Annotated in this window: 12 protein-coding genes; all 12 read left to right on the top strand. The window is 31.3% G+C overall.

Annotated elements, in window-relative coordinates:
- Positions 1–11 precede the first annotated feature (11 nt).
- Positions 12–989, top strand: coding sequence for an SDR family oxidoreductase (locus IUY40_RS03785; RefSeq protein WP_195735556.1), 978 nt, complete (start codon positions 12–14; stop codon positions 987–989).
- A gap of 61 nt (positions 990–1,050) precedes the next feature.
- Entirely contained in the window at positions 1,051–2,442 is a 1,392-nt protein-coding gene (locus tag IUY40_RS03780; RefSeq protein WP_195735555.1) for a UDP-glucose 6-dehydrogenase, read from the top strand.
- 67 nt (positions 2,443–2,509) lie between these two features.
- Complete coding sequence (locus IUY40_RS03775; RefSeq protein ID WP_195735554.1) at positions 2,510–2,974, top strand: UpxY family transcription antiterminator; 465 nt, start codon at positions 2,510–2,512, stop codon at positions 2,972–2,974.
- A gap of 302 nt (positions 2,975–3,276) precedes the next feature.
- Entirely contained in the window at positions 3,277–4,560 is a 1,284-nt protein-coding gene (locus IUY40_RS03770; RefSeq protein ID WP_195735553.1) for a nucleotide sugar dehydrogenase, read from the top strand.
- 27 nt (positions 4,561–4,587) lie between these two features.
- Entirely contained in the window at positions 4,588–5,595 is a 1,008-nt protein-coding gene (locus IUY40_RS03765; RefSeq protein WP_195735552.1) for a mannose-1-phosphate guanylyltransferase, read from the top strand.
- A 6-nt stretch (positions 5,596–5,601) separates the two neighbouring features.
- Entirely contained in the window at positions 5,602–6,648 is a 1,047-nt protein-coding gene (rfbB, locus tag IUY40_RS03760; RefSeq protein ID WP_195735551.1) for a dTDP-glucose 4,6-dehydratase, read from the top strand.
- Positions 6,649–6,718: 70 nt separating this feature from the next.
- Entirely contained in the window at positions 6,719–9,202 is a 2,484-nt protein-coding gene (locus IUY40_RS03755; RefSeq protein WP_195735550.1) for an SLBB domain-containing protein, read from the top strand.
- Between the two features lie 17 nt (positions 9,203–9,219).
- Entirely contained in the window at positions 9,220–10,293 is a 1,074-nt protein-coding gene (locus IUY40_RS03750) for a Wzz/FepE/Etk N-terminal domain-containing protein (RefSeq protein WP_195735549.1), read from the top strand.
- Between the two features lie 26 nt (positions 10,294–10,319).
- The gene (locus IUY40_RS03745; protein ID WP_195735548.1) at positions 10,320–11,348 is read left to right on the top strand and encodes a ferredoxin--NADP reductase; all 1,029 of its coding nucleotides are present in this window, start codon (positions 10,320–10,322) and stop codon (positions 11,346–11,348) included.
- Positions 11,349–11,372: 24 nt separating this feature from the next.
- Positions 11,373–12,149 carry a glucose-1-phosphate cytidylyltransferase gene (gene rfbF, locus IUY40_RS03740; RefSeq protein WP_195735547.1) on the top strand — a complete coding sequence of 259 codons (777 nt, stop codon included), beginning with the start codon at positions 11,373–11,375 and terminating at the stop codon, positions 12,147–12,149.
- Positions 12,134–13,234: a CDP-glucose 4,6-dehydratase gene (gene rfbG / locus IUY40_RS03735; RefSeq protein ID WP_195735546.1), complete on the top strand. Its 1,101-nt coding sequence runs from the start codon at positions 12,134–12,136 to the stop codon at positions 13,232–13,234. The genes rfbF and rfbG overlap by 16 nt, the downstream gene beginning before the upstream one ends.
- Positions 13,227–14,138 carry an NAD(P)-dependent oxidoreductase gene (locus tag IUY40_RS03730; RefSeq protein ID WP_195735545.1) on the top strand — a complete coding sequence of 304 codons (912 nt, stop codon included), beginning with the start codon at positions 13,227–13,229 and terminating at the stop codon, positions 14,136–14,138. Before rfbG ends, IUY40_RS03730 begins: the two co-directional genes overlap by 8 nt.
- Position 14,139: the final 1 nt, after the last annotated feature.

The raw sequence follows: 14,139 nt of genomic DNA, 5'->3' as shown, positions 1-14,139 counted from the left end.
AAGCATTAATTATGGAATCACAAAATACGATATTAATTACAGGGGGAGCTGGTTTTATAGGTTCTAATCTTTGTGAATATTTTTTAGGACAAGGGCATAAAGTTATTTGTTTAGATAATTTTTCGACAGGTCACCGACATAACTTAAAAGATTTTATTTCTAATGTTAATTTTAAATTGATAGAAGGGGATATTCGTAACATTGCAGATTGTGTTTTAGCAGTTCAAGGAGCTGATTATGTTTTGCATGAAGCGGCTTTAGGTTCCGTTCCAAGGTCCATAAATGATCCGATTACGACGAATGATGTTAATGTTTCGGGTTTTTTAAATATGCTAGTAGCTTCAAGAGATGTTAAAGTAAAACGATTTATTTATGCGGCTAGCTCGTCTACTTATGGTGATTCAGAAGGATTACCAAAGATGGAGGAAGTAATAGGTAAACCATTATCGCCTTATGCTATTACAAAATATGTAAATGAACTATATGCTGAAATTTTCAGTAAAACCTATGGTTTAGAAACAATAGGATTGCGTTATTTTAATGTTTTTGGGAGAAAACAAGATCCACAAGGAGCTTATGCAGCAGTTATTCCAAAATTTGTGAAGCAATTGATGGAATTAGAAAGTCCTTTGATAAATGGTGATGGGAATTTTTCACGAGATTTCACCTATATCGATAATGTGATTCAAATGAATGCTTTGGCTATTGCGACTAAGAATCCAGAAGCAGTTAATACAGTGTATAATACTGCATATGGGGATAGAAACACTTTAAATGATTTAGTAGAATATTTAAAAAAATATTTATCTGAGTATGATCCAAAAATAGCTTCGGTAAAAGTAACGTACGGTCCAAATAGAGCAGGAGATATTCCACATTCTTTGGCAAGTATCGATAAAGCAAAAAAAATGCTGGAATACGATCCGAAATATTCATTGCAAGAAGGTTTAAAAGAAGCTGTAGGTTGGTATTGGGACAATTTAAAATAAGAGCATACTTTTGATGTAGAATGAAAAAATATAAAATAAAAACATTAGTAAATTTAATTAGATGAAAATTACAAAGATTTGTTGTATTGGTGCAGGTTATGTAGGAGGGCCAACTATGGCAGTTATAGCACAAAAATGCCCGCATATACAAGTTACAGTAGTCGATTTAAATGAAGATAGAATCAAAGCATGGAATGATGAGGATACTGATAATATACCAATTTATGAACCAGGTCTTGATAAAATTGTAGCTGAAGCCAGAGGCCGAAATTTATTCTTTTCTACAGATGTTGAAAAAGCTATAGATGAGGCTCAAATTATCTTTATATCTGTAAATACACCTACTAAAACCTATGGAAAAGGGAAAGGGATGGCTGCAGATTTAAAGTACATCGAATTGTGTGCAAGGCAAATTGCAAAAATCGCAAAAGATAATAAGATTGTAGTCGAAAAGTCGACATTACCAGTACGAACAGCTGAGGCTATTAAAAGTATTTTGGATAATACAGGAAATGGAGTTCAGTTTCAAATCTTATCAAATCCAGAATTTTTAGCAGAAGGGACTGCAGTTACGGATTTATTAAATCCAGATAGAATATTGATTGGTGGAGATTCTACATCAGAAGGCAAAGAAGCAATAGATGCTTTAATAGAAGTATATTCAAATTGGGTAGCATCAGATAAAATATTAACTACAAATGTTTGGTCGTCGGAGTTGTCAAAGTTGACAGCAAACGCATTTTTAGCACAAAGGATATCTTCAATTAATGCAATGTCTGAATTATGTGAGAAAACTGGTGCAGATGTGAATGAAGTCGCTAGAGCAATTGGAATGGATACCAGAATTGGTTCTAAATTCCTCAAAGCTTCAGTTGGTTTTGGAGGATCATGTTTTCAAAAAGATATTTTAAATTTAGTGTATATCGCTAAAACATATGGATTGCATGAAGTGGCTGATTATTGGGAACAGGTAATTATTATGAATGACCATCAGAAGAGAAGGTTTTCAAATAAGATAGTTAAGACGCTATATAATACGGTTTCAGACAAGAAAATAACATTCTTAGGCTGGGCATTTAAAAAGGATACAAATGATACGAGAGAGTCTGCAGCAATTTATGTAGCAGATGATTTAATTAATGAACAAGCTAAGATAGCTGTTTATGATCCTAAAGTTTCCAGAGAAAAAATGCTAAGTGATTTAAGTTATTTAGAAACCAGAAGTTTAGAGAAAAATACTAAAGCAGTTGCGACGTTTGAAAATGCTTATGATGCTTGTAATGGAGCTCATGCAATTGCAGTTTTGACTGAGTGGGATGAGTTTGTGGCATATGATTGGGTAAAGATTTATGATTCAATGCAAAAACCAGCTTTTATTTTTGATGGAAGGAATATATTAAATAAGGAAGAATTAAAAAACATCGGATTTGTATATTTAGGAATTGGGTCATGAAATTCGTATTGTAATTAATTAAGAGTTTTAATGTTTATAGATAAATTTCATAACAAAGTAATTAGTAATGAATTGGTATGTAGTTTATACGAAACCCAAATGGGAAAAAAAAGTTGCGGATCAATTAAATAAAATAGGGGTCAGATGTTATTGTCCATTAATTATTCAAATGCGGCAATGGTCGGATAGGAAAAAAAAGGTTGAAGTACCGCTGTTTAATTCTTATGTTTTTGTTCAATTAGAAGATTTGGATAGGAATTTAGTATTTCAAATTCCAGGGGTTATTCGTTATTTGTTTTGGTTAGGAAAACCAGCTATTGTGCGTGATGAAGAAATTAAGATTATTAAAAATAGTTTAGAATCACCCAATATTGGAGATGTTTTAGTTACTCCATTTAAAATAGGAGATAAAATCAAGTTAGATTCAGGAGCATTTAGTAATCAGGATGCAATTGTGCAAGAGATATCTAATAATCATTATATATTGGTTTTAGAGACGTTGGGATGTGTGCTAAAGATTAAGTTTAAATAAATTAACAAGAGAAGGTTGGTTTATAAGTAAGGATTTGCGAAAAAAAGAGTCACTAATTTTAGTGATTTTTTTGTTTAATATTTTGGCTTAATAGTTTTTTTAAATTGACCTTTAGCTTATTGTGATTTTTCAGGTTGGATAATATGGATTTTTATTATTTCGATGGTTTTTGCTATTGAATTAATAACCTTATTATGTTATATTTGCCGAAATAGTATGTTCGTTTATCTGTGTCAAAATGTGACTTGGATAAGCGAAGCTGTGTTGGTAAATGATTAAAATAATTAAAAAAACTAGTAATAATGGATAAAAACGTAAAAATAGCAGTTATAGGCTTAGGTTATGTTGGTTTGCCATTGGCCAGATTATTTGCTACAAAATATTCTGTTGTTGGTTTTGATATTAATCGATCAAGAATAGCCTCCTTACAATCAGGGACAGATACAACATTAGAAGTTGATGATGACACTTTACAAAAAGTTTTACTTGATAAAACTGGTGATGCTATTGGTTTGTATTGTAGTTCAGATTTAGAAGACATAAAAGATTGTAATTATTATATAGTAACAGTTCCTACTCCAGTTGATAAGAATAATAGGCCAGATTTAACGCCTTTATACAAATCAAGTGAAACAGTTGGTTCTGTTTTAAAAAAAGGAGATATAGTTATTTATGAATCTACTGTTTATCCTGGGGTAACTGAAGAAGAGTGTGTGCCTGTTTTGGAGAAAATATCAGGATTGAAATATAATGTTGATTTTTACGCAGGGTATTCGCCAGAGCGTATTAATCCAGGAGATAAAGAGCATACTGTTGAAAAAATTTTAAAAGTAACGTCGGGTTCAACTCCAGAAATAGGAAAAAAAGTCGATGAATTATATAGAACGGTTATTACAGCCGGAACACATTTAGCACCAACAATAAAAGTAGCGGAGGCGGCCAAGGTTATTGAGAATTCACAAAGAGATATTAATATTGCATTTGTAAATGAGTTAGCTAAAATATTCAATTTAATGAATATTGATACTCAGGCTGTTTTAGAAGCTGCAGGAACAAAATGGAACTTTTTGCCATTCAAACCAGGATTGGTTGGTGGTCATTGTATAGGTGTTGATCCTTATTATTTGGCACAACGTGCTCAGGAATTTGGTTATCATCCTGAAATTATCTTAGCAGGACGCCGTTTAAATGATAGTATGGGAGAATATATTGCTTCACAAGTGGTGAAGTTGATGTTGAAAAAAGGGATTTATGTAAATGGAGCTAATCTTTTAATGCTTGGAATTACATTTAAAGAAAATTGTCCTGATGTTCGTAATACCAAAATTGTTGATTTAATTCTGGCTTTGAAAGAATATGGTATTGCAATTACAATATTTGATCCATTAGCTAGTTTAAAAGAAGTACATAAAGAATATAAATTAGATATAACGAATATAATCCCAAATCAAAAATTTGATGCCGTTGTGCTAGGTGTAGCTCATGCTGAATTTTTAAATTTAAACTTTTCAGAATTACAAAAAGAGAATAGCTTGTTGTACGATGTAAAAGGGATTTTAGGAAATATTGCAGATAGTAGATTATAGAATATAATATCCGTTTTTAGATAAATTATGAAGATAGAGAATTCAATTATACATGTTATTTTAACAGGGGGAGTTGGAAGTAGATTATGGCCACTTTCTCGTAAAAGCATGCCTAAACAATACTTAGAGATATTTGAAGAGAAATCATTGTTTGAAATGACAGTAGAACGAAATGCTAATTTGGCAGATAAAGTTATGGTTGTAGGAAATGTTGATAACTGTCATCTGAGTGAGAAGGTAATGAAGAAGTTAGGAAAGGATTATATTAATATTATAGAGTCAACTCCTCGAAATACAGCAGCTGCTATTGCGTTTGCTGCATTTGCATCACGACCTGACGATATATTAATCGTAACGCCTTCGGATCATATTATTGACGAAATGGATAAGTACAACGAAGCTATAAAAAATGCAATTGCCAAGGCTGATGAAGGTTATATTGTAACTTTTGGAATTGTGCCCACAAAACCAGAAACAGGATACGGCTATATCGAATCAAAAGGGGATAATGTGATTTCTTTTCGTGAAAAACCTAATAGTGTTACAGCTAAGAATTTTATCGCAAGAGGTAATTTTTTATGGAACAGTGGGATGTTTTGTTTTAAAGCAGGTATTTTATTAGAGGAATTAAAGGCATATCAGCCTGAAGTATATGAGAAGTCTAAAAAAGCGTGGGAGAACAACAAAAATGGTAATCTAGATTTAGGTTTATCACTAGAGATTCCTTCTATAAGTATCGATTATGCTGTTATGGAGCGTAGTAAAAAAATAAAAGTAGTACCGGCAGCTTTTGCTTGGTCTGATTTAGGATCTTTTGAGTCAGTATATGATTATTTAATTACTAAAGGACATTTTGTAGATAAGTTTGGGAATATGGTTATAGGTTCTGATAAGCATACAACATTTTTGGGATTAAAAAATACTATTTTTGTACATACTGACACAGCTAATTTGATTTTGCAAAAAGAAAACTCACAAGATGTTAAGGATTTATATGGCGAATTAGAGAGTCAGAACTCTGAATTATTAAATTAAGTTAAAATGAAAAAAATACTTATAACTGGTGGGGCTGGATTTATTGGTTCGCATGTAGTGAGGCATTTTGTGACAAAATATCCACAATATCATATTTTTAATTTAGATGTACTGACTTACGCAGGTAATTTGGAGAATATAAAAGATATTGAAGATGAGCCAAATTATACTTTTGTTAAAGGGGATATAGTCGATGAGTCTTTTATAAATAACCTTTTTTCAGAAAATGAGTTTGAAGGAGTTCTGCATTTAGCAGCAGAGTCTCACGTAGATCGCTCAATAGAAGATCCACTTTCGTTTGTAAAAACGAATGTTATTGGTACAATGAATTTGTTGAATGCAGCAAAAAATCAATGGAAAGGAAACACCGAAGGAAAAAGATTTTATCATATTAGTACTGATGAAGTTTATGGGTCGCTTGGTGCTGAAGGATTATTTACAGAGAAAACGGCATATGATCCTAATTCCCCTTATTCAGCTTCAAAAGCTAGCTCAGATCATTTTGTAAGAGCTTATGGAGAAACTTACGGTTTGCCTTATGTCTTAACAAATTGTTCCAATAATTATGGGTCTTATCATTTTCCAGAAAAATTAATTCCACTTTTTATTAATAATATTATCAATAATAAACCACTACCAGTATATGGAGATGGTAATTATACACGTGATTGGCTATTTGTTGAAGATCATGCTATTGCTATTGATTTAGTATTTCATGAAGGAAAAAATCATGAAACTTATAATATTGGAGGTTTTAATGAATGGAAGAATATTGATTTGGTGAAATTATTGTGTCAAATCATGGATGAGAAATTAGGAAGAGATAAAGGGACTTCTCAAGAATTGATAACTTACGTAAAAGATAGACCTGGGCATGATTTGCGCTATGCAATTGATGCTTCAAAAATTAATACTGAACTAGGTTGGAAGCCTTCAGTGACTTTTGAAGAGGGATTAGAAAAAACTATAAATTGGTATTTAAGTAACGAACAGTGGTTACAAAATGTTACTTCTGGAACCTATAAAGATTATTATAAAAAACAATATTCTTAAATATTTGTAATTTCTAATTCAGAATATTGAATTAGAAATTGTCTAAATGAATTTTATTAAAACAAACTATATGAAAAAGATAACGGCAGTACTCATATTATTTTTTACTCTTTTGGTGTCATTAAATATGTCAGCTCAAGATATTCTAAAGTCTAAAGACTTAAGTACTGTTAAGGTCGATTATTTATCTGATAGTGATATTAATAAAATCAAAAATCAATTAGAAGATAATAATCTTACGATTGATGATGTAGAGGATGTAATTTTATCAAAAGGGATGAGTGAATCTGAGCTTTCTAAATTGAAAAAAAGATTGGAAGAACTTTCTAGAAAAGATCCCAAAAAGAAGGATTCTAAAGATAAAGATTCTAAGGATAAGAATTCAAAGGATAAGAATTCAAAGGATGAAGATTCTAAGGATAAAAATAAAAAGACTGAGTTTGGAAGGAAACAACAAGAGATTATTAATGATAAGATTAAAGATTCGATAAATGCTTTAATTTTTGGTTCTGAATTATTTGATAAGCCTACATTGAATTTTGAACCAGATTTAAAGATGGCAACACCTATGAATTATGTTCTTGGGCCAGGCGATGAATTAGAAGTAAGCGTTTATGGTGTTCAGGAATTCGAAGATAATATTCCCGTTAGTGTTGAAGGAAAAATCACAATACAATATGTTGGTCAAATTGCTGTTTCTGGAATGACGATTGAAGCAGCTACACAAAAAATTAAAGCAGCTATAGCAAAAGTATATAGCACTGTTCAATCAGGCCAATCAAAAGTAAGTGTTAGTTTAGCACAGATTAGAACTATTAAAGTTACTATTGTTGGTGGTAAACAACCAGGTAATTATTCTGTATCTTCTTTGGCAACAGTTTATAATGCTTTGCATTTAGCAGGTGGACCAGGGAAAAATGGGAGCTATAGAAATATTGAATTGATTCGTAATAATAAGGTTTATAAAAATGTAGACATTTATAAATTTTTAGTAAAAGGAGATCAGTCAGATAATGTGAGTTTAAAGGAAAATGATGTAATTCGAATTCCAGCTTATAGCCAGAGAGTAACAGTAGAGGGTGAAGTAAAGCGTCCAGGGATTTTTGAAATGAAAAAAGGGGAAACTTTTGCCGATTTATTATCTTTTGCTTCAGGGTTTAATGAATTTGCTTATACCGCTTCTGTAAATATTTTGCAAAAAACAGGAAAAGAGTTTAAAGTGCATGACGTTAATGAAAGTGAATTTAAAATATACCAACCACAATTAGGTGATGTTGTAAAAGTAGCCAAAATTTTAAATCGATTTGAAAATCGTATTCAAATTGAAGGAGCGATTTTTAGACCAGATTATTATTCTTTCACAGAAGGGATGCGTATATCTGAGTTGATAACTAGAGCTGAGGGGCTAAAAGAAGATGCTTATACAAAAAGAGCTAGAATTATTCGTTTAAAATCGGATTTAACAACAGAAATTGTAAATGTTGATCTAGCAAGTGCTTTGTCAGGAGATTTAAACTCAGATGTGCTTTTAAAAAGGGAAGATATTGTAACAGTATATTCTATTTTAGATTTTAGAGAAGAATATAAAATTACAATTGATGGTGAGATTAAAAATCCAGGGGAGTATGAGTTTTATGAAAATTTAACTTTAAATGATTTGGTAGTTCAGGTTGGTGGATTAACGGGTTCAGCATCAAAACGAGTTGAGGTTGCTAGAATGAGAAAATCAGACGCAATTGATGATGCAGATCCTAAACGAGTAGATGTGTTTGAGTTGGAGATCAAAGAGGGTAATAATGAGCAGATAAAAAACTTCGAGTTGATGCCTTATGATGTCATTAACATACGAAGAATGGCTGTTTATGAAAAGCCAGAAATGGTTAAAATAAGTGGTGCAATTTCGTATCCTGGTAAATATGTTTTGGCTAACAAAAGAGAAACTGTCTACAATGTGGTGATGCGTGCAGGAGGATTAACATCAATAGCAAACTTGAAAGGTATGAAAATCAAAAGACCGATCAAAGAGGAACAAATTGAAAAATTAATGAGTGTTGATTTGAATCTAACTAAAGAAGATACTTTAAAAGGGAAAAAATTAACTAAAAAATTAAAAGAAGAATTAAAGTATGCTACTATTCCAGTAGATTGGGAAAGAATTGTAAAAGACAAAAATCATTATTCAAATGTCACTTTATTTTCTGGTGATGAAATAGAAGTTGCCACTTATAACGAGGGAGTTAAAGTAACAGGTAACGTATTGTTGACTTCAGAAATTCCATATAGAAGTGGTAAGAGTTTTAAGTATTATTTGAATGCGGTTGGAGGTGTTGATAATATGGGGTGGAAGAAAAAAGCTTATATAATATATCCAAATGGAAAAGCAGCAGTAGCAAGTTCTTTTTTGTTTTTTAGATCGTATCCGAAGGTAACGCCTGATTCTCAGATTGTTGTTCCTGAAAAACCAGAAACTGGAAAGATGACTGCAGGTGAGTGGGTAGGAATCGGTAGTGTCATTTCGAGTTTAGCATTATTATTTATAACAGCTTTTAAATAAAAATATAATTTCTAAGAATGGATAATAGACCTATTGAAAACGATGAGATTTCATTAAAAGAATTATTAATAAAAGTAAAGGAATGGTATAACTATTTATTGTCACAATGGAAAATTATTCTTTTGGCAGGAATAATTGGTGGTAGTTTAGGATTAGCATATTCTTTTATAAAAAAACCAGTTTATACGGCAACTTTATCTTTTGCACTAGAAGATGAAAAATCTGGAGGAGGAGGTTTAGGAAGCGCATTAGGTTTAGTAGGTTCGCTAGGATTAGATCTCGGCGGCGGCGGCGGAAATATTTTTACTGGTTCTAATATAACGGAGTTGTTTAAGTCCCGTAGAATGGTGGAACAAACCTTATTGAATCCTATTGATTATAACGGTAAGAGAATATCTTTGGCTGAAATGTATATTGAAATTAATGAATTAAGAGATAGCTGGAAGTCTAATCCAGAGTTTGCTAATATTGTTTTTTTGCCTAATGGGAGTCGGGAGAAATTTACACGAGTTCATGACAGTATTTTAGGTTCAATTTATCAAGGTGTATCAAAAGGAGGATTGGTTGTAGGTCAAAAAGATAAAAAAGTAGCAATTATTTCTATAGAGATGTCCTCTACTAATGAATTATTTGCTAAATATTTTTGTGAAGCGTTGGCGAAAGAAGTATCTGATTTTTATGTGGACACTAAGAGTAAAAAGGCTAGGATGAACATGGCTGTTTTACAAAAACAAACAGATTCTATTCGTGGCGAACTAAATGGATCGATTACTGGTGTTGCGGTTGCTAATGATAATACTTTTAATTTAAACCCAGCAATGAACGTTCGTAGAGCACCTTCAGCAAGAAGACAAGTAGATGTACAGGCTAATACAGCTATATTAACAGAGCTTGTGAAACAATCGGAACTAGCAAAAGTGACTTTGCGTAAGGAAACACCTTTGATTCAGGTTATTGATAGACCAATTTTACCACTAAAAAAGGAAAGATTTGGAAAAATAAAAGGTATAATAATAGGTGGTTTCTTAGCAGGTTTTTTGATAGTATTTATTGTTGTTTTTAAAAGAATTTTAAATCAATTAATGAAATGAAAATTTTTATTTTCATAATAGTTTAAATGAAAAATTATACTTTAAAAGTTCAGGAAATTAGAAGAGAAACTGATGATGCGGTTACTTTATGTTTTAAACAGCCTGGGCTAAAAAAAATTAAATATAGAGCGGGCCAATACCTTACGATCCAATTTAGAATTAACGGTAGAAGATACATTAGGCCCTATTCATTTTCGTCAACACCTTTAATTGATGCTACCCTCGATGTAACCATAAAAAGAGTACTAGGAGGAATCGTGTCAAATTATATTAATGATACTGTAAAAGTTGATGATGTTATAGAGGTACAAGAGCCCTTAGGAGAATTTATTTTTGAGCCGGACGAATCAATAAAATCAGTTGTGTTTTGGGGAGTTGGTAGTGGAATTACGCCTTTATTCTCAATGATAAAAGACTTATTAGCTACTCAGTCATTAATTAATATTTATTTGGTTTATGGTAATAAATCTAATTCATCTGTAATTTTTAAAGATCAATTGGAGAAATTAAAAAAGATTTACTCTGATCGTTTTAAAATTTACAATTTTTACTCCAAAGAAGAATTTTTTGACGATGATTCACATAATTATAAGGGAAGAATTCATAAAGAGTTTGTTGAAAAACTAATGAATAACATTCAAACTCCAGCTCAACATTTTATATGTGGACCCATAGGTCTTAAAAATACAGTTAAAGGAGCCTTATTGAATTTGGGACATTTGGAAGGGACTATATTTTCTGAAGATTTTGAAATAATTAAAAACCCTGAAGACTTTAAAGATATTAAGGATCAGCATGTAACTTTAAATTTTAAAGGTATTTCCAATGAGGTTAAAATTAAAAAAGGGCAAAGTGTTTTAGAAGAAGCTTTAGAATCTGGTTTAGAATTGCCTTATTCATGTCAAACAGGAAATTGTAGTACTTGTAAAGCAACACTTAAATCGGGTGAGATGATTATGATAGGATTAAGTAAGCCTAGAACTGATTTAAATGAAAATGAATTTTTGCTTTGTTGTAGTTATCCTCTAACAAATGATGTTTGCATCGAAATTTAACAACCATAAAAACGATATAGAATAATGAAAGTAGTAATTTTTGCAGGTGGTTTTGGTACTCGCCTTATGGAAGAAACAGAAGCTAGACCTAAACCAATGGTAGAGATTGGTGGAAAACCTATTCTTTGGCATGTTTTAAAAATGTATGAGCAGCACGGCTATAATGAATTTATAATTTGTTTAGGATATAAAGCAACTTTTATTAAAGAATATTTTTATAATTATTATTTGCATAATTCAGATGTAACTATCGAATTAGCAAATAATAATATTAATGTTCACTACTCAGAAACAGAATCTTTTAAAGTGACTTTAATCGATACAGGGTTGCATACAAATACTGCTGGTAGATTAAAGCGCATTCAGAAATATGTTAAAGATGAGACTTTCATGTTGACATATGGTGATGGAGTTGCAGATGTTAATTTGTCGGAGTTGCTTAAATTTCATAAATCGCACGGTAGATTAGCTACTTTAACAAGTGTACAAGTTCCTGGACGTTTCGGAAATTTAGAGATTAATCCAGAAGGTGAAGTTGATAGTTTTGTTGAGAAGCCTGCTGGTGATGGCATGTGGATAAATGGAGGTTTTTTTGTTTTAGAGCCAGGGATTTTTAAATATCTTGAAGGAGATGTTGAAGATGTTCAATGGGAGAAAGAACCTTTGGGAACTATTGCAAAAGACCAACAATTAGCTGCTTATAAGCATAATGGATTTTGGAAATGTATGGATGCTTTGCGAGATAGAGTTGAATTGGAAGCCATGTGGAATTCAGGAAATGCAAAATGGAAAACATGGTAGATTTATTGTTTGAAAAATTAAAGCAGACTTATAGTGGAAAAAAAGTTTTTTTAACTGGTCATACTGGTTTTAAAGGATCTTGGATGTTAAAAACATTATCCCTATTAGGAGCCAATATTAAAGGTTATGCATTAGAACCAAACACAAAGGATGATTTGTTTCATTTAATAAATGGAAATTCGATTTGCGATTCAGTTATAGCTGATTTAAGAGATAAAAAACGTTTAGAGAAAGAAATTCTTGATTTTAAACCTGATTTTATTTTTCATTTAGCAGCCCAACCCTTAGTTCGATTATCATATGATATCCCAGCTGAGACATTTGAGGTAAATGTTATTGGTACTGCAAATGTTCTTGATGGTGTTCGTTTATTAAAAAATAAATGTGATGTGGTACTTATTACTACAGATAAAGTGTATCACAATAATGAATGGATTTATCCTTATCGTGAGAATGATAGATTAGGAGGGTATGATCCATACAGTGCAAGTAAAGCTTGTGCAGAATTATTAATTGACTCCTATCGTAATTCTTTTTTTAATAGTAAAACTTATAGTTCTCATAAAAAAGCAATAGCAGTTGCAAGAGCAGGGAATGTAATAGGAGGAGGAGACTGGTCAAAAGATCGTCTAATTCCTGATGTGGCAAAAGCATTTGCAATAGAAAAACCAGTAGTTATACGAAATCCAAATTCAGTAAGACCTTGGCAACATGTTTTAGAGCCAGTTGTTGGTTACTTATTATTAGGCGCTAATTTAGCTGAAAAGCCATTAGACTTTAATCAAGCCTATAATTTTGGACCACATTTATCTGATGCATTACCGGTTGAAGAAATGCTTAAATTGACAATTAAAAGTTGGGGTAAAGGTGAATACATTATTGACAGTGATAAAGCTCAACTTCATGAGGCTGGACTATTAAAATTGGATATAAGCAAGACAATCTCAGAGTTGAAATGGCAACCAAAGATGAATGCTGAAAAAGCAGTAAGTATGACTATGGATTGGTATAGCGAGTTTAATAATAACCTAAATGCTATAAATTCATATACAGAATCTCAAATTATTAATTTTATTAATGCATAAAGTTTTAATAACAGGTATTACAGGTTTTCTAGGCTCCCATATTGCGGAGAATCTTGTTGCTAATAATATTAGTGTAGTGGGATTAAAACGTAAAAGTTCAGACATCTGGAGATGTGAAGAATTTAAGGAAAAAGTAGAATGGGTTGATATCGATGACGAAGGTTTATTTGTAAATGTGTTAGAAAAACTTTCATTTGATACAATTGTTCATGGGGCATGGATGGGGGTTGAATCGAATAGTAGAAATAATTGGATTGAACAATCTAAAAACATTACTTTTCTTGTTTCATTATTAGAAATGGCAAAAAAACGTGATGTAAAAAAAATTATTTTTTTAGGATCGCAAGCAGAATATGGCTTTATAAATAAAAAGATAAATGAAGATTTTCCTGTAAATGCTCTTAATGCTTATGCAGGAACTAAATTAGCTTGTTTAGAAATCATGAAGAGTTTCTGCTCTCTTAATAATATTAATTGGGTTTGGTTAAGATTGTTTTCATTATTTGGAGAAAAAGAAAATTCAAATTGGCTGATTCCATCTTTAGTAAATTCAATGTTAAAATATGAAGATATGGACTTTACTTTAGGAGAGCAAAAGTATGCTTATTTATATGTTAAAGACTATGCTGAAATAATGAGAAGGATAATAACAATGGATGTTGATTCAGGAATTTATAATGTTTCTTCAGATGAAACTAGAACAATCAAATCTTTAGTTGAAGATATAAAAATATATATTAATCCAAAATTCATTTTAAATTTTGGAGCTTTAAATTACAGATTGGGACAATCAATGCATATGGAAGGAGATATACAAAAATTATGTTCTCAAATAGGAAAAATTGAATTTTCAAATTATGATATTGCTTTGCGGAGTACTTTAGAATATTATTTAAAAAAATAAG

Origin of the sequence: Flavobacterium sp. ALJ2 (genome assembly GCF_015594725.1) — a bacterium.
In the GTDB taxonomy this organism is placed as follows: Bacteria; Bacteroidota; Bacteroidia; order Flavobacteriales; family Flavobacteriaceae; genus Flavobacterium.
Note: the sequence above shows the minus strand (reverse complement) of the source record. Positions and strands in the feature narration are given on the sequence as shown.